The following is a 19,302-nucleotide window of genomic DNA, read 5'->3' as shown; positions in this document are numbered from 1 at the left end:
GCTAGCGCATTCGCTGCTCGATGGCCGCGGCCATCAGATCCACAAACCCCTGGCCGTCGCGCACCATGGCGAGGTCAGACGCCTCAACGACATAGCCGTGATTGTCGGCCAGCTGCTGGTAACGCGGCAGCCGGTCATGCAACAGGGCCTCAAAGCCCCAGGCGCCAAAGCCGGCGGGGTCCACGTCACGATCCTCGGTGATGCCGTTCAAGGCTTTGTACTCGGCCCATTTCTCAACCAGAAAGTGCGGACGATAATACATCGGCTTGGGGTTCTGCTTGAAGCGACGCACCAGTTCGGCTGCGTCCTTGTCGGTGCCTCTGATATAGAGCAGCGCGGTGCTCGCGGCCAGGGTGTTGACCACCGGATCGGCCGGGTCGGCGGGATCGATCACCTCGATCAGCGAGCCGCCGGTATCGGCGATGAAGTCGTTGTAGCCATAAAGGGCATGTGCGCGCTCAATGAAATGGGGCACATCGAGGAGCGCGGCAATCTCGGCCACGCGATGCTGCTCCTGCCGACGCTGGTATTCGTGCAGCGGCAGCCCGCCCGCCTCGGGATTGCCGGGCGTGCCCAGATAGGTCGAGAGCGGATCGAGATTGTCGAAGGTGATGTTGGACGAGATATAGATCGAGTCCGAGCGCAGCAGTTCCGCCAGGAACGGCACCTTCATGGCCTCGCGCTTGAAGTTGTCGACGATGGCCTCGCCCATATAGCGGGTGCCGATGCGATAATCGGCTGAATAATGAAACCAGTTCGAGGCGCGCAGCATCGAGGCCAGCCGGGTCTTGCCGACCCCTGCCATGCCAAACACGGTGACCGCACGGCGCGGTGCCCGGATAAAATCGTCGGCGGATTTGAACAGCATGGGTACCGGCAGTCCGAAAGAATTAAGGCGATGGTGGTGGTTGCCCGCGTTTACTGCAACGGCGTCCGCTCCACAAGCACGCGGCAATTCCTGCCGGGTCGTGGGTTGATCATGCCGGGCCTGGCGCCCGAAAGCCGCGCATCTTGAGCAAATCTCCTTGCTTTCCAAGCTTCTGTGTTTTGGCACTCTGCTTGCATTACCAAGGGTGAAGCGCGCAGGCGCAAGGTGTGTTGGAGTTTAGAATGGGAATTTACGGGGCTCTTTCCAGCGCGGTCACCGGGCTGCGGGCACAAGCGCACGCGCTGGAGAATATCTCGGGCAATATCGCGAACTCGCAGACCACGGCGTATAAGCGCATCGAGACCGATTTCGTGGATCTGATCCCGGATGCTCCCACCAAACGGCAGGTTCCGGGTGCGGTACTGGCGCAGTCGCGCGGCACCAACGAGGTTCGCGGCGATATCAAGACGGTTTCGAGTGAGACCTTCGTGGCGCTGAACAGCAATGGCTTTTTCGTTGTCGAGCCCAAGGTTGGGCAGTCCGACGGCAATGCCGTGTTCTCGGGGACCAATTTCTACACCCGGCGGGGCGACTTCGAACTCGACAAGGACGGGCGTCTCGTCAATGGCGCCGGCTATTACCTCAAGGGCCTGCCGGTTGATCGGGCCACTGGGAACGTCTCGGGTTCGGTGCCGGCGCCGATCCAGATCTCCAACGGCTTTCTGGGCGCCCGGCAGTCCAGCGTCATCAAATATGAGGCCAACCTGCCGCAGATGCCGCGTCCGGCGGCTTATGATGGCACCGATCCAGCCACGGCGCTGATCACATATCCGGTTGCGGATGCTGATCAGTTCGTCTCGGAATCCATCGAAGGCGGCTCGGTCACGCTTTACGCCAAGAACGGTGCTCCCGCCGACGTGCAGTTGCGCTGGGGTAAGGTTTCGCATGCTGATCCGGCAACGCCCGGGAGCGAGGATACCTGGCAGCTGTACTATCTGGGCAACGGGGGTGACTGGGCTGAGGCCGGCGAGTTCTCGTTCGGGTCTGATGGGGCGATGACCGAGCCGACAAACGGCGAGATCACTATCACGGGGCTCAACGTCAATGGCACGCCTATCGGTGATGTGAAGCTGCAGTTCGGCAAGGGCGGCTTGACCCAGTTCGATGACGTGAATGGCACTGCTGACGTGTCGACGCTTAGCCAGGATGGCTATGCCGCGGGTGAGTTCGTGTCGGTGGCGATCAGCGACAGCGGCCGGGTGGTTGCCACGTACTCGAACGGCAAGCGCATCGACGTGGCGCAGGTCGTGACCGCTGAGTTTAACGCCATCAACAAGCTCAAGCGCCTCGATGGTGGCGTCTATGCCACCACTTCGGAATCGGGCGAGGCCATTCTCGATCTTTCCGGCGGCGGCATCATCGGCGGGGCCCTCGAGGCGTCCAACACCGATATCTCGGACGAGTTCACCAAGCTGATCGTCACCCAGCAGGCCTATGCCGCCGGTACGCGCATCGTCAGCACCGCTGACGAGATGCTGCAAGAAGCCTTGAACATGATCCGATAGCCGAGGATCGGGGCGGCGAGGACGATGGATTCGACCTCGCCTGTTTGAACAGGAGCATGCGCCATGGGTCTGACCACCTCCTTGAACAACGCGGTTTCCGGACTGCGGGTGAACCAGGATTCCCTGGCCATTCTGAGCCGCAATGTGGCCAACCAAGGCACGCCAGGCTATCACCGGCAGTCGCTCTCCGTTGGCGACTACAACAACGAGAACAGCAGCTATGCGCGTACGCTCGGGACTACCCGGGCGTTCAACACCAGTCTGCAGACCTATTACACCCGCCAGGTCTCTGACACCGCGAACGCCGGGGTTCAGGCAAGCTATCTGGAGCGGCTGGGGGGCTTTCTCGGCAAGCCGGGTAGCGCGGGTTCGCTCGACACGCTTTACGGCCAACTACAGAACGCCATGCAGAGTCTCGCCACCAGCCCCGACGACTATACGGTGCGCGCGCAGGCGCTTAGCCAGGCCCAGGCCATGGCTGAAGCACTGAACCGGCTTTCTGGCGATGTCCAGACGATGCGTTCTCAGACAGAAGGTCAGATCGGGGCCAATGTTCAGAACCTCAACGGCATGTTGGCTTCCCTGCACGAGGTCAATACCCGCTTGCTCGATCGCGGCGGCGATGATGCGGCCCGGGCTTCGTTGCTGGACCAGCGCGATCGCCTGGTTTCCTCGGTGGCTGAACTCATCGACGTGAAGGCGGACTACAAGGCCGACGGGACCGTTTCCCTGATGACCGGCTCCGGCGTTGGGTTGGTTGATGGCCGGGCGGCAAGCTTCCGGTTCGATACACCCGGAAGGCTCACGGCTTCCTCGGCGTTCAATAGCGACTCCGCGCTGTCTGGCGTGGGCAAGTTGACCCTCGTGACCGCGTCGGGATTGGAAATCGACGTGCAACGGTCGGGCGGAATCCGGGGTGGAGAGCTTGGCGGTTTGCTGACGCTCCGTGACAAGACCCTCCCGGAGGCGCAAAGTCAGCTGGACGAGATTGCGGCCGGTCTCGCCCAGGCATTTTCGACGGTGCAGACGCCGGGGACGGCGGTGGCAGGGGGCTTTGTTATCGATGTCAGCGGGTTGCAGCCAGGCAACGACCTGCTGCTGAAACTCGAGACCGGTAGCACTTCGCAGTCGATCAAGATCGTCAACACGACAAAGGCTGATGTCGATTACCGCGATGCTTCGGGTGCGCGCGTTATCGGCATTAACTTGTCGGCGGGGAGCGCTGATGCGGCGGTGCAATTGCAGGCAAAGTTCGGCAGCTCCGCGCCTGGCCCGATCGTGGATGTTGCAGTGGGCGATACTGCCGGTGAACTGACATTCACCACCATTCCTGGATCTACCACCGCGGTTGCGGGTGTCACCAAGAGGGCAACCTCCAGTGAGCTTCAGGACGATGGGCCCGGGCTGTCCTTGTTCACCGACGGAGCGCGGGCGCCCTTTACCAACAGCATTGATGGCAAGCCGCCCCAGAAGGCGGGTTTTGCTGCCCGCATCTCGATCAATGCCGCCGTGCTCGCGGACAACCGCCTCCTGGTGCAAAGCACGCCGGGACAATCGCTCGGGAGCGCCGAGCGGGCTAATTATATCCTGGGGCAGCTCGGCACCATGGATTTCGTGTCTGGCGGCGGCACTGGCAGCAATGCTCGCTTTCCGCTCAACGGCAATGTAGGCGAACTGATCGCCCAGACCATCGGCTTTCAGGGCAGCAATATTGCCGCCACGATGACGCGCAGCAGCGACAAGCAGCTGACCCTTGATACCGTCATGGATCAGATGCAGGGCGAGTATGGGGTCAATGTCGACGAGGAAATGGCGCGGCTGCTGGAACTGCAGAACGCCTATTCCGCCAATGCACGGGTGGTTTCGGTGGTCAAGGAACTGCTCGACCAGCTCCTGGCCGCGACCTGAGGGAGACAATAGATGATCGTCAACAAGTCGATGTACCCGCTGCAGACAGGCTTCTCGGTAATCTCCAAGATGCAGAGCAAGATGGGGAACCTGCAGACACAGCTTGGCACAGGGATGAAGGCGGGCAGCCTGGCTGAAATGGGGCGCGACTTGCCGATGTCCTTGTCCGTGCGCTCCCGCTTGGACAAGATCGAAGGCTATGCCGCCAATATCCAGACCGTGAACCTGCGCCTGAGCTTTCTCGACAAGACCATGTCCCGCTTCGACACTATGGAAGGGGAGGCGCGAAATTCCGCAATCCAGGGGCAATACGGCACCAACGATATCAGCATGGCCACGCTTCCGGGCCAGGCAGCGGCGCGGTTCGACGAGATCGTCACCATGCTCAACCAGGATATTGCCGGTCGGTATCTGTTTGGCGGCAATGTGACGGACACTCCTCCACTGCCTGACGCAAAGGTGTTGCTGGAGGGGGAAGGCGGCAGGCTGGGCTTCAAGCAGATGCTCGCCGAGCGACAGAGTGCGGATCTTGGAAACGGACTCGGCCGCCTCGACTTGCCCGCCGTTGCCGCCGGCAGCGGGGAGGTCGTGGTCGCTCAAGACGGTACGCATCCCTTTGGTTTCAAGCTCTCGACGACATCCACAACGGGTGCTCCCGCTATTGCAGTCACTCAACCCGGAGCGACGGGGCAGGTGAGCGTCAGTTTCACTGCCCAGCCGACCCCGGGGCAGAGCGTAACCATAGGCCTGACGCTGCCTGACGGTACGGAAACGCAGGTTACACTGGTTGCCAGCGCCGAAGATAACCCAGGGCGGGGTGCGTTCAGCATTGATGCCGATCCTGATGTGATGGCGCAAAACTTTCGATCGGCGCTGCAGGGTGCACTCGCGGAGGCGGCTGGTTCGACGCTCAAGGCAGCATCGACCTTTGCAGCGGCGGCAGATTTTTTCAGCGAGAGCGGCGTGCCCCAGCGTCCAGCTGGCGGACCCCCGGCTACGACGCTGGCGGACGCGGACCCCGCTGAAGTGGTGTTCTGGTACCGGGGTGAAAAGGAGGGAGACGCCAGATCCGGCGTCGCCGCTAAGGTGGATGATTCCACCACAATCCAGTATGGGTTGCGGGCGACGGAAAGCGGGATCCTCAAGCTGGTGCAGTCCCAGGCGGCGCTGGCCGTAACGAAGTATTCGTCGGAAGCCGATATCCGCGCCAAGCCCGAAAACGAACAAATGCGGGTTGATGCACACGCGCTGCCGGCGGGCTCGGCGCGCGATGCAGCGCTGGCTGAATATGAACGGGTCGTCGGCTCGCAGTATCAGCAATCGCGCGGTTTGTTCGACGGCATGGCGGATCGTCAGCAGAGCGCGCTGTCGGAAAGCCACAACTCATCGCCCGGCTCGGTCGAGCGGATCACCATGGATCTGGCGATTGCCCGCAATGCGGCCAACAATGCTTCCAAGCGCCACACGGACTACAAAGCCCAGTTGGAGAACATCCTGAGCGATGTGGAAACCGTTTCCAAGGAAGACGTCGCCATGGAGATCCTCGCGCTGCAGACGCGGTTGCAGGCGAGCTACCAGGTGACCTCCATGGTGAGCCAGCTCAGCCTCGTCAACTTCGTCTAGCTAGGCTTCTCAATATAAAACCCCCGCTGCGAGGCGGGGGTTTATTTTTACGGGCAGCGTCAGGTGGGTCAGGCGCCGCGCAGGCCGGCGGCGATCTGGCGGTTGAGGCGCACCAGGGCATCAAGTTTTTGCGGCTGGGGCTGCATCATCATCTCGCGGGTCTCGTTGAGAATGTAGAGACCAAGATTGGCGATGTTCTGGCGCACATCCTGGGGCAGCGGATTGTCGGGCCGGGTCACCGAGCTCATGAAAATGGTCCAGAGCTTGCGGTTGAAGGTCAGGGCGGGGGCGAGGTCGTCAAAGCTTGCCGGCCACTCGTCCTTGACGCGCTGCAGATTGGCTGCAGCCTTCATCAGGAGTGCTGATTCACGCTCGCGTGGGTTCTCAACGACTTTCGCCGTCTGCTGGTAGGCCCGGGCGCCTTGCTGATACATGGGAAAGAAGGTCCTGTTCGTAGTCGATCAGCCTTTGAGCGGCCTTCAGAGCTTTATATAAAGCCCCAGTTAATATCTCGTTGTTGATTTCGCCGATCAGTTCGGCCGCCGAGGGAACCGCTTCAAGGAACTCATCGACCAGAGCGAAGTAAGCTTCGCGCGGGGTTTCAATATCCTCGGCGATATACATGAGCTGTACCGCCAGATAGATGCGCTTGGCGGGGGTGTTGGCCGTTTCAGCGGTCAAAATGTCCTTTTCCCGGAGGATCGGGACGTGGCCATCAATAAAGAGGCGGGTGCGCTGGTCGGAATTGGTGATGATGCATTGGCCCACCAGGAGCTTTTCGCCGGGTTTCAGTTCGACTTTTAGCGCCATGGTGCTGGTTCCGATCGGGGCAGAGCAGGGGCTGTTTTAGCCCGCGGTGAGCGCAAAAACAACGAAGGCGGGCCGCGGCCCGCCTTGGCGATCTGAAGTTGCCTGTCGCCCCCTTACTGGAGCAGTTGCAGGACCGACTGGTCAGCCTGCGAAGCGAGCGACAGCGAGGAGGAGGACAGCGACTGGCGGGTCTGGAGCGCGAGGAGGTTGGCGGCTTCCTCATTCATGTCAGCAAGGGTCAGGTTGGACGCACCGGTTTCCAGGGTGTTGATCATGTTCTTGGTGAAGTCCTGGCGGTTCTGCACGATGGACAGCGAAGAGCCAAAGGAGGACGCCTGAGACCGCACGGTTGCCAGCGCGGCCTTTACTCCCGCCAAGTACTCATCGATGTCACCATCTGCGTCGAGTTCAGACGCTGTCATGCTGGTGTCGAGCTTGAGGGTGGCTGTGTTGATCGTGGCGCCCTTAGTCCCGTTGATGTTGGACTGGAGTTCCATTTCGGAGGTGCCGGTCTCGTTGAAGGTGATCTTCAGCTTATCGCCGCGTAGCAAGTTAATGCCGTTGAATGAGGCGTCATCGGAGAATTTGTCGAGTTGATCGCGCAGTTCATTGTACTGCGTCGCCAAGTCGGCACGGACTGCATTGCCCTTGATCACGGCATTGCTGATCGAGGAGCCAGCGCCGCTCTCCATCGCCAAAGGCTGGGTTGAGATGTTCTCGATTCGCAGCTTGCCGTTATCGTTGGTTGCGCGGACCGCGCCTGCGAGGGCACCGCCGGTTTCCGCCGCCTTGTTGATCGCTGCCACGGTTTCGTCCAGGCTCAGGCCGCCCACATTGACGGTGACAGGCGCGGCCAATGCGCCAAGCCCATCAGTTGTGTCGCCGAAGACCAGGGTTGTGGTGGCGTCGCCAGCTCCAGCAGTGGCTGTGCCGGCGAACTTGCCGTCGGTGGTCGAGACCGCAAAGGACTCAGTGTGGAACGACTTGTCCTGTCGCGCCTGGCGCAGGGTGGACTGCATCGACTCCAGGGTCTTGGTGATGGAGGTCAGGCCATTATTGGCCGCTTCGATGGTCTGGATTCCATTGGCCATGGAGTCCATCAGCTGGTTCAGATCGCCCGCGCGGCTGTTGAGCGACGAGGCCGTGAAGAAGTTGGTGGGGTTATCGAGAGCAGTGTTGACCTTGTTGCCGGTCGACAGGCGCCCCTGGGTGGTCGCCATGAGGTCCGCGGTGTTCTGGAGCGAAAGCAGGTTTGACCGCACAGCTTTCGAAAGAGAGATATCGGACATGATGCTTCCTTCAGTACGCGCCGAGACTCGGCAGATCCTCTCCTTGAGGTTGAATCACCTATAGCGCGCCGACTCCTAAAAGGGCGTTAACCATGCTTGTTGGGGCGGCGGTAAGCATGTTTGTCAAAGGCGAGCAGCTTCGTGCCGCGGGCTTGTGACCCTCGGCTGATGAAAGTGGAGCGGACCCCGAGGCGGCAGCCGCCCCTGAAGTTTGATTTGATGAGACGGCGCCGCCTCGGGGTTGCCGGGATTTACCGGACCAGCCCGTGTTGCGATCTCCAAAGCAGGCAGGAGATAACTGTCCAACACCGCTCGGACCCACTTCGGGGGCGATCTCCCCGAAGTCCCGTGGTTCACACCCGCCCTCTGGTCGCTGCAGCGCCGCTCCTGCGGGGGAATGAGAGGGAGTATAGCGGAGCTTTTGAGAGCGGGGATAAGGTTCGTGGTGCTGAGGTGGGACGCGATCGCCTTCCGAGGCCGCTGCGCGGCACCCCAGGATGCGGGCTGAGGAAGCATTGTGGTGCGGTGAGCCCGGGATGAGGTGGTGGGGCATAATTGCGAGCTGGTGGCGTGGGGAAAGATGTCGAGATCGGCCCCGGCTCAAGGCCGGGGTGACATCGTGCGCCAGGGGGCTCCGGTGCTCAGGTTTGCACCAGAAGGCTGCGGTGCCCAGCTGACAAAGAAGGCAGGCCGGAGCCCGCCTTCTGATTGGTGCTGCTGTTACCGATTAACGGATCAGCTGGAGAACCGACTGGTCGGCCTGCGAAGCCAGCGACAGCGAGTTCGAGGATAGTGACTGGCGGGTCTGCAGGGCCAGAAGGTTGGCGGCTTCCTCGTTCATGTCAGCCAGGGTCAAATTGGCAGCGCCAGTCTGAAGCGTGTTGATCATGCTCTTGGAGAAGTCCTGGCGGTTCTGCACGATGGACAAGGACGAGCCGAAGGCCGAAGCCTGCGAACGGACCGTGTTCAGTGCCGTCTTAACATTTGCGATGAAGCCATCGATGTCTGAATCGGTATCAAGGTTCTGCTTCTGAAGCTGCGTCTCGATACCGAGGGTCGCGGCGTTTACCGTCGCGCCGTCTGTGCCGCCAATACGGGACTGGATGTCCAGTTCGGAAGTGCCGGTTTCGTTAAAGGTGAGCTTTAGCTTGTCGCCACGCAGCAAGTTGATGCCGTTGAACGAAGCGTCGTCTGCGAGCTTGTCGAGCTGATCGCGCAGATCGTTATACTGTTCTGCCAAGTCTGCACGAACAGAGTTGCCATCGATCGTGCCGCCATCCGTAGGAACGGTTACAGAGTCGGTAGCGCCGATTTTAAGTTCGGACGTCGAAAGATTCTCTATACGCAGCTTGCCGTTATCGTTCGAGGCTCTTACCCCCGACACTACGTCGCCTTTGTTGATCTTTGCGACAACATCGTCAAGGGTGTCACCGGCAGCGACAGTTACGGTCTTCGCAGTAGTGGCGGTGCCACCAGTTGAACCACCCTCGAATGTTATGCTGCCCGCCTTGATGCTCCCCGGTTCTGCGGCGGCGTCAGTGTCCTTCGCTACCTCGAAGGAGCCGGTCTGGAACGACTTGTCCTGACGGGCTTGGCGCAGCGTCGACTGCATCGATTCCAGGGTCTTGGTGATCGAGGTCAGGCCGTTGTTGGCCGCTTCGATGGTCTGGATACCATTTGCCATGGAGTCCATGAGCTGGTTCAGGTCGCCGGCGCGGCTGTTCAGCGAGGAAGCGGTAAAGAAGTTGGTTGGGTTGTCGAGCGCCGAGTTCACCTTGTTGCCGGTCGCCAAGCGGTCCTGGGTCTTGCCCATCATGGCGGAGGTGTTCTGGAGGGAAAGCAGGTTCGAGCGAACGGCTTTCGAGAGGGAGATATCACCCAAAGTAGTAGTCCTTTTCTGGGATACGCATTACTAACGCGCCTCTTCCTGAGGCACGGTCGATCCTGGCGCAGCAGCGCATAAAGAACAGTTAAGTGAGGGCCTTAAGGCTTCGTTGCTTGGGGTGCCGCAGTTGATGCGGCGTTGGCGCGAAGGCCCGCGCTGCGGGCCTTTGCGGGTGTTTAGCTGTTTTCGCAGCGAAAGCTTCGGTTAACCACGACGGGCAATTCTGCGGGAGCAGTGGAACCGTCACAGAGCCCGGTTTACTGCGATGCCCCGGGCGGCGTGGGCGGGGTCGGTAGCGAGGGTGCCAGCACGGCCGTAGGTTTGAGCGCGGTTCTGCTTGCCCACGACCGTGGCGACGTCGGAGAGGAGGTCCTCGGTGACGGTGCGCGCCGTGGCGAGTACGCGCAGGTTTTCGGCCATCTGGGTGGCAAGTTGCTCGTGGCCGAGGCGGAGCCGATCGAGGGCATCAGGTGCTTCGGCTTTGAGGCGCAGGTTTTCGCGCTGGATGGAGCGGGCAAATTCCACATAATCCTGCGCCAGGCGGGCCTTGTCAGCAGTGAGGGTTCCAGCGTCGCGCAAGCGGCCGGCGCGCAGGAGCGTGGTTTCCTGGTTCATCACATCAACCAGCGCCGTCAGGGCCGCTTCGGCATTTCGGCACAGCTCGTGCGCGGAAAGGGCATCACGGGCGGCGAGGCGGGCGGCAGCGGTCATCGGGTGGAAACTCCCATAAGGACGGGTTGGTTGATCTGGTTGTTGGCGGCTTCCTGCATGGCTAGCAGGTCGCCCAACATCTGGTCGGCAATGCCAAGTCCGCCATTGCCGGCCATGCTGGCGGCGAGCTGCTCGGACTGCATGGAGCGCCAGGTTTCCTCGCCAAAGCCGCCGTCGCCTTTGAGGGTGGCAAACATTTCCTTGACGAGGGTATTGAGGAACACGCCTTCGAATTCCTCGGCCTGGCTGCGCACCTTGGCCACCTGGGCAGGGGTGAGACTGGCGCCAGGCTTGGCTTGAAGCTGGTGAGCGAGCATCACAGAACCTCGATTTCGGCCTGGAGGGCGCCGGTGGCCTTGATGGCCTGGAGAATGGCGATGAGATCGCGCGGGGCGATGCCCAGGGCATTGAGGCCATCGACGAGCTCCTGCAGCGTGACGGACTCGTTGACCACGGCGAGGGCGGTATCGGACTGCATCACATCAAGGTCAGTGTTTGGCTCCACCGCGGTGACGCCATTGCTGAAGGGCTCGGGTTGAACCACTTCGGGGGTTTCGGCGATCGTCACAGTGAGATTGGATTGGGCAACGGCGACGCTCGAAACGCGGACATCCTTGCCCATGACAATGATGCCGGAATTCTCGTCGATGACGATCTTGGCGGTCTGATCGGTTTGGACCATCAACTGCTCGATATCGGTCAGGAGATCGACGATGTTGCCGTTAAAGCCCTTGGGCAGGGTGATGCGGACAGTGGCGGGATTTTCCGGCGTGGCGGTGGGCACGCCGATGAAGTCGTTGATGGCCAGCGCAATGCGGCGCGAGGTGGTGAGATCGGGGTTGCGCAAGGCGAGGCGCAGCGAGTGCTGGGCCCCTAGGGCGAACTCGATCTCGCGTTCAATAAGGGCGCCCGAGGAAATGCGGCCGGTGGTGGGCACGCCCGAGATGATTGTGGCGGCGTCGCCCTCGGCCTTGAAGCCATTGATGGAAACCGAGCCCTGGGCGATGGCATAGACTTCGCCATCGGCGCCGAGCAGGGGGGTAACAAGGAGCGTGCCACCCTGGAGGCTGTCGGCATCGCCCAGCGCCGAGACGGTGACATCCATGCGCGAGCCCTGGGTAGCAAACGGGGGCAAATTGGCGGTGACCATGACGGCGGCCACATTGGCGGTGCGCACATTCTCGCCGGCCGTGTTGACGCCGAGGCGCTCCAGCATGGATTGCAGCGATTGCTTGGTGAAGGGCGCGTTGTTGAGGCTGTCGCCGGTGCCATTGAGGCCGACCACGAGGCCGTAACCCACGAGCTGGTTTTCACGCACGCCTTCGATGTCGACGACATCCTTAATGCGGGCAGAGGCGGCGACGGCGGGCAGCGTAGGGGCGAGCAAAAGCATGGGCGTCAGCAGCGATGCGAAGATGGTTCGGACGAAACTGTGCACTGATGGGCTCCCGCGGGATGGTCTGCCCAGTGCTTTGCCAGAAGCGTGCCAAGCTCGGGTCGAGGGCTTAGTGCGCTGTTCCAGCAGCTTTATTCACCATTGTGGGTCTCTCTTTTCTTGTCGCCGGGATGGGGGTGAGCAATTCTTGCCGGGCGCGTTAAGCTGCCGTTAACCAAAGCGGGCAGATTTTGCCGAGGTGTTCCTTTCCCAGCTGAGTCCGCCCATGCGCATCGACAGCAATTCTCGCGCCGCCGGCCTTGCCGGGCGCGGTTCGGCCCAGCGTGCGGCGGGCGGACCGGCCTTTGTTCCGGCCGGTACAGAGGCGCCGCGGCAGGCCGGACAAGTTGCCGGCACGGCGCCCACGGCGAGCCTGAGTGCGTTGCTGGCGTTGCAGGCGGTGGAAGATCCGACCCAGGGACGACGCAAGGCGGTGCGGCGCGGCGCTTCCATGCTGGACCAGATGGAGGCGATCAAGGCCGATCTCCTCGTCGGGCAAGTGAGCGCCAACCGGCTGGACCAATTGATGAGCATGATCGCGGAAGAGCGTGGCCAGTCCGAGCCGGGGCTGGAGGGGGTGCTGGACGACATCGAACTTCGAGTGCGGGTGGAATTGGCGAAGTTCGGCCGCTTCCCTTGAGCGCAAGCTGAGATCAGTAAAACCCCGTGCGGCATTGATGAAAGCGGCGGTTCAACAATCATTGCCCCAGTCAATCACTGCGCCGTGTCCATCTTGCAGGGTTTAAATAGCTGCACTATAGAGGCGCAAATAAAGGGCGCATTGGAGTTGAGTCTGCTGATGAACTCGGGGGTTGACGTAATCGCATACCGGCCCAGTGACGATGAGCCGTTCATGAACCCACGCCAACGGGATTACTTTCGAGCCAAGCTTAATGCCTGGAAGGAAGATATTCTTCGCGAAAGCCGCGAAACCCTGGAGAATCTCCAGGAGGAAAGCCAGAACCATCCCGACATGGCCGACCGTGCCTCTTCCGAAAGCGATCGCTCGCTGGAGTTGCGGACGCGGGACCGGCAGCGCAAGCTGATCGCCAAGATCGATGCGGCGCTCAAGCGGATCGATGATGGCACCTACGGCTATTGCGAGGAAACCGGGGATCCGATCGGGCTCGCCCGACTTGACGCGCGCCCGATCGCGACGCTGAGCCTGGAAGCCCAGGAAATGCATGAGCGGCGCGAAAAGGTTTATCGCGACGAGTAAGCAAAGAGCCAAGAGACAACAAGAAGCCCGCAGCGATGCGGGCTTTGTTGTTTCTGTTCTTGGGGAAGACGATCAGTCGCCGTAGCGGCGGCGCAGATGGGCCTTGAAATAAGCCGGGTTCAGGGGCTCGCCGGTGGCGCGGGTAATCAGGTCGGGCGTGGACCAGCGCGAGCCCTGACTCCAGATCTGCTCGGCGCGCCAGGCATTGATGCCGGTGAAATCGCCCTTGCGCACGCTGTCACGCAGATTGGGCTGGGCCTTCTCGAGAGCCGCCCATTGCTGGGCGGCGATCATGGCCCCCAAGGTATAACTGGGGAAATAGCCAAAGGCGCCGCCTGGCCAATGCACATCCTGCATGGGGCCGTCCTTGGGATCGTTGATGGTGGAGATGCCGAGATATTCGGTCATCTTGGCGTCCCAGGCCTCGGGGATCTGGCTGACCTCGAGTTTGCCCGCCACAAGATCCTGCTCCAACTCGTAGCGGAGGATGACGTGGAGGGGGTAGGTCACCTCATCGGCGTCGACGCGGATATAGCCGCGCTCGACATGGTTGACCTCGCTCAGCACGTCCTCGATGTCCCAGCCGGGCAGCGCATTCCGCCCCAGATGCAGTTGCACCAGGGGCAGCATGAAATGCCAGAACTCGGGACTACGGGCCAGTTGCATCTCCACAAAGAGCGATTGGCTTTCGTGGATGCCCATGCCGCGCGCCTTGCCGAGGGGCCAATGCGACCATTCCTTTGGCAGGCCTTGTTCGTAAAGGGCATGGCCGGTTTCGTGCAGCACGCCCATCAGCGAGGACAGGAAATCGTCCGTGCGGTAGCGGGTGGTCATGCGCACATCGGTGGGTACGCCGCCGCAGAAGGGGTGGTGCGAAACGGCAAGCGAGCCATGGGTGAAATCAAAGCCGACCGCGCGCATGGCGGCGAGGCCAAGTTCGCGCTGATGCTCGATGGGGTAGGGGCCGTTCAGGTCCCTGCGTGGGCGGCGCTGGTGGCGCCGCTCCTGCACTTCCAGAGCTTCGGGCACGAACTCCTTGAGGAAGGTCTTGAGGTCGGCAAAGACCGGATTGAGAGTCGCGGTGCGGTTGCCCGGGTCATATTGTTCCATCAGGGCGTCATAGGGGGCGAGCTTCAGGGCATCGGCACGCAGCCGCGCTTCTTCGCGCACCAGTTCCACAACGCCTTCCAGGGCTGGCAGGTAGCTGTCCCAGTCCCCCACCGCGCGCAGTTCGCGCCAGAGCTGTTCGGAGCGCATGGTCGCGGCAGTCTTGCGCTCAACAAACTCGGTGGGCAGGCAGGTGGCGTTGAGATATTGCCGCCTGAATTCGGCCAAGGCGAGTTGCTGGTCCTCGGTATGGGGCTGCGCGGCCTCGATCCACTCGGCGATCTCTGGAGCGGTGGATTGGGCGTGGTACATGCCGGCAAGGTTTGCCATGGCTTCGGCGCGTTTTTCGCCGCCGCCGACGGCCATATGCGTCGCTTCATCGGCGCCAAGAATGGACAGGGCATGCTCAAGCGCTTCCAGACGGCGGCCGAGTTGATCGAGTTTTTCAAAGGACATGATGGCTCCCCAAGGTCGCAACCAGATGTTTCACAAGCCAGAAGCGCGGGCAAGCGCCTGTGCTGGAACACAGAATAGGATCGAGCCGAGCCGTGCCACTGCATGGTTGGCGCCCGGGGCTGTGCTAGCCTAGATTCACTTCACCGGCGTCCCAGCTCGACTGCCAGCGGCGCCACGCGATCTGAAAGGAAAAGCCATGCGGATGTGGATCAGCTTGCTTCTGGTTCTCGCGATGAATTCGGCTGCGGCCGCCCAGTCCAGCAAAACCAATTGCCGGGCCATGCAGGAGCCGCTGGCCGCGATGACCACGCAGATGGGCGTGCTGCTGGAGGGGCTGCAGCGGACAGAGAATCTTAACGTGCTGACCCGGTTCAGGGGCGTAGAGCGGCAGGCAATGGTGGAACTGGACGCGGCACGAGCGGAGCTTGAAAAGTCGCTGGAGGCTTATGTGACGGCTGCGGGAAATGCCACGCGCGCCATGCGACGATGCGCGAGGTAGGGGCATAGGGTCAGCCTCGGAGCACCAGATTTTCGTATGTCAGGGTCCGCTGACGAGGTGAGGGAGCCCACCCCTTACCCCTCCCCCTGAGGGGGAGGGGAAGCAGAACTGCGCGGCGGGCGCGAGGTGGCGACTATCCGGTGCTTAGCCGCGGATGGCGGCTTCGATCCCGGCGATATCGATCTTGCGCATCGGCATCATCGCCTCGAAGGCGCGCTTGGCTTCCCCACCGCCGCGCGCCATTGCGTCGGTGAGAATGCGCGGGGTGATCTGCCAGGAGAGGCCCCATTTGTCCCTGCACCAGCCGCATTGGCTTTCCTCGCCGCCATTGCCGACGATGGCGTTCCAGTAACGATCAGTTTCTTCCTGATCGTCGGTAGCGATCTGGAACGAGAAGGCTTCGCTGTGGGTGAAGATGTCCCCGCCATTGAGCCCGATGCAGGGGATGCCGCAGACGGTGAATTGCACGGTGAGCACGTCCCCGGCCTTGCCTGAAGGATAGTCGCTCGGGGCCCGGTGGACAGCGGTGACCTCGCTATCGGGGAAGGTCGCTGCATAGAAGCGTGCGGCGTCTTCCGCGTCGTTGTTGTACCAAAGGCAAAGAGTGTTCTTGGCCGTGGCCATGGCAGTTCCTCCTGAAGTTCAGCTTTTGTCGGTTGGTCTGCTCAAGAGCATTAGCTTGCAGCCCTAAGGCTCAAGGCGCAACCGGGTGGCGGTCACTTGACGGCCGACCCGCGGCCCTGCCGACATCCGCTGCTCGATTTGTGCCCAGATCCGGGCAGGCGCAGCTTTACCCAGTCTGCAACTTTCATTGTTGCGAGAATTATGCAACCAGTATAGTTGCGTGAGCTGCAGCTGCGGACGAGCTTGTGGCTAGCTGCCGAGCACCGCCTGGGTCAACCGAGGACATGAACCATGACAAACCAAACTTCCGAACAGTTCTGGGAACAGCGCTATCAGAACATGACCGGGACACCGAACGGGCGGCCAACAGCCAAGCTCGTGGAATATGCCGCCGATCTGCCGGCCGGGCGAGCACTGGACCTGGGTTGCTCACGCGGGGATGACGTGATCTGGCTTGCCAGTCGAGGCTGGCAGGCCACGGGAGTGGATATTTCGGCCACAGCTTTGGGCGTTGCGGCGGAGCGGGCCAAGGGTGCCGGGGTGAGCGACCGAGTGCGCTGGGAGCGGCATGACTTGGCCGAGAGCTTTCCGGCCGGGGAGTTCGAGCTGGTGACGGCGCTTTACTTCCAGTCGCCGATCGCCTTTCCGCGCGCCGAGGTGCTACGGCGAGCGGCCGCGGCCGTCGCCCCGAGGGGAGTGTTCCTCCTTGTCGAGCATTCCACCGCCGCGCCGTGGTCGTTCAAAAGCACCACACCCTTCAGCACGGTTGAGGAAACGCTCGCGTCGCTCGAACTGGATGAGAACTGGGAGCCAATTTTTATTGGCGCGCCGGCGCGTCAGGCGAAGGGCCCGCATGGGGAAACCGCTGAGGTGCTCGACAATGTGGTGGTGATGCGCAAGCGGGCTGCGTAGGGGACCCGCCAAGGCGTTCGGGCGCAGGGTTCCGAGATTGTTCCCCCGCCGAGCGCCCCATGGAAGCTGGCGCGTGCGATGGGTGGTGGCTCGCCCCTATCAGGGGTTCGGCGGGCCAGCGCCGGGGAGAACGTTTTCTTCGGAAGCGCGAGCGTCGAGATCGGTTTCGCGCAGCATGCGGGTGAGAACCTCGTCGCCGATGCGGTTGTCAACGCGCAGGGCCAGAAGCGCCTGGCGGGCCGGCCGGTGCGGCTCGTCGGGATCGCCGGATTCTGCAGCCCGGCGGATGGTGGCGCGAGCGAGGTCTACCTCGCCTTCTTCCTCGCCCTCATCCACGAGGTCGGCACGCACCACGACCGGCTTGAGGGTGAGGCCCTGAAGGACAAGGGAGCCGATCACCAGGAAGGCGGCGATCACGACAATCAGATTGCGCTCGGGGAACGGGGCGCCCGCTTCGGTTTGGGCGGGGATGGAGAGTGCGATGATCAGGGCGATCACCGAGCGCGTCGAGGCCCAGGCCATGACGCCGGCGGTCTGCAGCCCCAGTGCGGGCCGGCCTTTGCGGGCCTGCAAGGCCCCAGCGATGGGTTCGATCAGCACGGCGGGGAGCGATGCGGCGAACTGAACGGCGAGGGTAATCGCGAGAAGGACGCTGGTGACCAGAACCAGCATGGAGATGGACCAGCTTTCCAGGCTTGCAAGCGCTTCGGGGAGGGCTCTGCCGGCGAGAAAGAACAGGACGCTCGAGACCATCAGGCTCGCCTGTTCCCAAAAGGCGACCGAACTGATGCGCGACTCCGCCGATGATACCGTCGCGCCGGTGTGGCGATTGATCCGTTCAGCCGAGATCACGAGGGCCGTAGCGGTGATTGCCGCTACGCCGGAGATGCCGAGGAGTTCGGCCAAGAGAGCGGCGATGTATGGGGCGGCGATGGAAACGGCAATTTCCACCGGGGCAGGGTCGACGCGGCGGCGGAGCCAGACAATGGCGTAGCCAATAGCGCAGCCGAGCACAATGCCGGCGGGGATGTCGAAGAGATAGTTGAAGGCGATGCCCGAAGCCGTGATCTCCCCGGCGTTCAATGCTTCTCCGGCCAGCGCGAGGGTGCCGAGGATGAAGACGCGCGAAACGAGTTCGCGCGCCTTGAGGACGTCGGCGATGGCGCGCGGCACGCGAGGACGCCCCTTGGCTTCGTGAAACAGCTGGGTATCAAATATCGAGGCAATGACCCCCAAGAACAGCGCGGCGGGCCAGGACAGGCCGGGCAGCAGCAGCTTGGCGGCGCCGACCACCAGCACAACTGTGACGAGGATCTGCGCGCCGCCGAGCAGGACGCCTGGCACAAAGGTGAAGCGCAGCAAATGCCAGGAAACACGCAGGGTAGAGGCGTAAACCAGCAGCGGCAGGAATAAGGTCAGCGCCAGATCGGCATCGAGATTGACCTGGGGCAGGCCGGGCAGAAAGGCGGAAGCAACACCAAGAGCGAAGAGAACCACCGAGGCGGGCGCCTTGAGATAACCGCTCAACGCCAGCACCGGGCCGATTGCGGCGAGGATGAGAGCGGCGAATTGATAGACGTTCAACGGCGCCCCCTTGCTGGTTATTGGTGGTCAGGTCAGGTCAGGTCAGGCGTAGGCAGGAGCGAGCTTGGCGAGGGGCGAAGTGTCGTAGTTGGCGAGCAGATGTTCGGGGCTCTCGAAGATAGCGAGGCACCCGGCGTCCCGGAGGACGGCTTCGGGAAAACCGCCGCACATCAGACCGATGGTGCGCAACCCGGCCTTGCCAGCGGCCTGCGCATCATAGGGCGTGTCACCGACCACCCAGACGTCATTGCGAGCGTCTGCCGGGAGACGCTTGAGCGCTGCCTCAAAGATGTCGGGCGAGGGCTTGGAGCTTTGGGCATCATCGGCGGTGGTGGCGGAAGAAATGAGGGCGCCGATGCCGAGCATCTCGACATGCTGGTCCACCTCGACCTTGAGGCCGGAGGATGCGAGCACGATCACCGCGCCGTCCCCGTGAATGCGCTCGAACAGCGCCTTGACGCCGGGAAATGGACGGACCTGCGCCAGGTAGTTGCGCTTGAACAGGTCGTTTCGAAACTCGGAGATGGCCTCCCCTTGTTGTTGAAAGGTTTGGGGCGGGAGCAGGGCTGGCAGGAGCTGGTCGCCCCCTTTGCCGATCTGGCCGCGGACCTGGTCGAAGGTGAAATGGAGACCGAAATGCCGGAAGGCTTCAAGCCAGCATTCGGTATGCAGGTCGTTGGAATCGATCAAAGTGCCATCGACGTCGAAGATCACGGCTTTGGGCATTGGGGTGCTCCAGGGGGAGACATCCAACGGAGGCTGGCCGCTAAGGTTGCCCCTTTATTAACGCCGGCAACCCAGGTGATG

The 19,302-nt window shown here is 62.1% G+C and carries 19 protein-coding genes; 7 read left to right on the top strand and 12 right to left on the bottom strand.

What is annotated here, in order from left to right:
* Position 1 precedes the first annotated feature (1 nt).
* Positions 2–868: an ATPase gene (locus ELX51_RS10570; protein WP_127753478.1), complete on the bottom strand. Its 867-nt coding sequence runs from the start codon at positions 866–868 to the stop codon at positions 2–4.
* 242 nt (positions 869–1,110) lie between these two features.
* Between ELX51_RS10570 and ELX51_RS10565 the strand changes: the two genes are divergently transcribed.
* The 3 genes from ELX51_RS10565 to ELX51_RS10555 all read left to right on the top strand — a co-directional run bounded on the left by ELX51_RS10565 (position 1,111) and on the right by ELX51_RS10555 (position 5,964).
* Positions 1,111–2,433: a flagellar hook-basal body complex protein gene (locus ELX51_RS10565; protein WP_127753477.1), complete on the top strand. Its 1,323-nt coding sequence runs from the start codon at positions 1,111–1,113 to the stop codon at positions 2,431–2,433.
* A 63-nt stretch (positions 2,434–2,496) separates the two neighbouring features.
* Positions 2,497–4,341 carry a flagellar hook-associated protein FlgK gene (gene flgK / locus ELX51_RS10560; protein ID WP_127753476.1) on the top strand — a complete coding sequence of 615 codons (1,845 nt, stop codon included), beginning with the start codon at positions 2,497–2,499 and terminating at the stop codon, positions 4,339–4,341.
* Positions 4,342–4,353: 12 nt separating this feature from the next.
* Complete coding sequence (locus ELX51_RS10555; protein ID WP_127753475.1) at positions 4,354–5,964, top strand: hypothetical protein; 1,611 nt, start codon at positions 4,354–4,356, stop codon at positions 5,962–5,964.
* A gap of 68 nt (positions 5,965–6,032) precedes the next feature.
* Here the strand turns inward: ELX51_RS10555 and flaF are convergent, their stop codons facing one another.
* The 7 genes from flaF to ELX51_RS10520 all read right to left on the bottom strand — a co-directional run bounded on the left by flaF (position 6,033) and on the right by ELX51_RS10520 (position 12,052).
* Entirely contained in the window at positions 6,033–6,398 is a 366-nt protein-coding gene (gene flaF, locus ELX51_RS10550) for a flagellar biosynthesis regulator FlaF (RefSeq protein ID WP_127753474.1), read from the bottom strand.
* Positions 6,349–6,774, bottom strand: a complete 426-nt coding sequence (gene flbT, locus ELX51_RS10545) for a flagellar biosynthesis repressor FlbT (RefSeq protein WP_127753473.1) — start codon at positions 6,772–6,774, stop codon at positions 6,349–6,351. Before flbT ends, flaF begins: the two co-directional genes overlap by 50 nt.
* Positions 6,775–6,887: 113 nt before the next feature.
* Positions 6,888–8,063: a flagellin gene (locus ELX51_RS10540; protein WP_127753472.1), complete on the bottom strand. Its 1,176-nt coding sequence runs from the start codon at positions 8,061–8,063 to the stop codon at positions 6,888–6,890.
* 727 nt (positions 8,064–8,790) lie between these two features.
* On the bottom strand, positions 8,791–9,945 hold the full coding sequence (locus ELX51_RS10535; RefSeq protein ID WP_127753471.1) for a flagellin hook IN motif-containing protein: 1,155 nt from the start codon (positions 9,943–9,945) through the stop codon (positions 8,791–8,793).
* Positions 9,946–10,191: 246 nt separating this feature from the next.
* Entirely contained in the window at positions 10,192–10,659 is a 468-nt protein-coding gene (locus tag ELX51_RS10530) for a flagellar protein FlgN (RefSeq protein ID WP_127753470.1), read from the bottom strand.
* Positions 10,656–10,976: a rod-binding protein gene (locus ELX51_RS10525; RefSeq protein WP_127753469.1), complete on the bottom strand. Its 321-nt coding sequence runs from the start codon at positions 10,974–10,976 to the stop codon at positions 10,656–10,658. Before ELX51_RS10525 ends, ELX51_RS10530 begins: the two co-directional genes overlap by 4 nt.
* Positions 10,976–12,052 (bottom strand): flagellar basal body P-ring protein FlgI, encoded by a 1,077-nt coding sequence (locus ELX51_RS10520; protein WP_127755253.1) that lies wholly within the window; start codon positions 12,050–12,052, stop codon positions 10,976–10,978. The genes ELX51_RS10525 and ELX51_RS10520 overlap by 1 nt, the downstream gene beginning before the upstream one ends.
* Positions 12,053–12,320: 268 nt before the next feature.
* Between ELX51_RS10520 and ELX51_RS10515 the strand changes: the two genes are divergently transcribed.
* On the top strand, positions 12,321–12,734 hold the full coding sequence (locus ELX51_RS10515; RefSeq protein WP_127753468.1) for a flagellar assembly protein FliX: 414 nt from the start codon (positions 12,321–12,323) through the stop codon (positions 12,732–12,734).
* Between the two features lie 159 nt (positions 12,735–12,893).
* Positions 12,894–13,313, top strand: coding sequence for an RNA polymerase-binding protein DksA (gene dksA, locus ELX51_RS10510; RefSeq protein WP_127753467.1), 420 nt, complete (start codon positions 12,894–12,896; stop codon positions 13,311–13,313).
* A 72-nt stretch (positions 13,314–13,385) separates the two neighbouring features.
* Here the strand turns inward: dksA and ELX51_RS10505 are convergent, their stop codons facing one another.
* Positions 13,386–14,876, bottom strand: a complete 1,491-nt coding sequence (locus ELX51_RS10505) for a carboxypeptidase M32 (protein ID WP_127753466.1) — start codon at positions 14,874–14,876, stop codon at positions 13,386–13,388.
* A gap of 196 nt (positions 14,877–15,072) precedes the next feature.
* Between ELX51_RS10505 and ELX51_RS10500 the strand changes: the two genes are divergently transcribed.
* Positions 15,073–15,375 (top strand): hypothetical protein, encoded by a 303-nt coding sequence (locus ELX51_RS10500; protein WP_127753465.1) that lies wholly within the window; start codon positions 15,073–15,075, stop codon positions 15,373–15,375.
* Between the two features lie 144 nt (positions 15,376–15,519).
* On the opposite strand, the gene ELX51_RS10495 is transcribed toward ELX51_RS10500, so the two are convergent.
* On the bottom strand, positions 15,520–15,999 hold the full coding sequence (locus ELX51_RS10495; RefSeq protein ID WP_127753464.1) for a VOC family protein: 480 nt from the start codon (positions 15,997–15,999) through the stop codon (positions 15,520–15,522).
* A gap of 291 nt (positions 16,000–16,290) precedes the next feature.
* Between ELX51_RS10495 and ELX51_RS10490 the strand changes: the two genes are divergently transcribed.
* Positions 16,291–16,911: a methyltransferase domain-containing protein gene (locus ELX51_RS10490; protein ID WP_127753463.1), complete on the top strand. Its 621-nt coding sequence runs from the start codon at positions 16,291–16,293 to the stop codon at positions 16,909–16,911.
* A gap of 99 nt (positions 16,912–17,010) precedes the next feature.
* Here the strand turns inward: ELX51_RS10490 and ELX51_RS10485 are convergent, their stop codons facing one another.
* Positions 17,011–18,495, bottom strand: coding sequence for a cation:proton antiporter (locus ELX51_RS10485; protein WP_127753462.1), 1,485 nt, complete (start codon positions 18,493–18,495; stop codon positions 17,011–17,013).
* Between the two features lie 42 nt (positions 18,496–18,537).
* Entirely contained in the window at positions 18,538–19,221 is a 684-nt protein-coding gene (locus ELX51_RS10480; RefSeq protein ID WP_127753461.1) for an HAD family hydrolase, read from the bottom strand.
* Positions 19,222–19,302 lie beyond the last annotated feature (81 nt).

The sequence above is a fragment of the Devosia sp. 1566 genome, from assembly GCF_004005995.1.
GTDB lineage: Bacteria > Pseudomonadota > Alphaproteobacteria > Rhizobiales > Devosiaceae > Devosia.
This window is presented reverse-complemented; position numbering and strand designations above follow the sequence as displayed.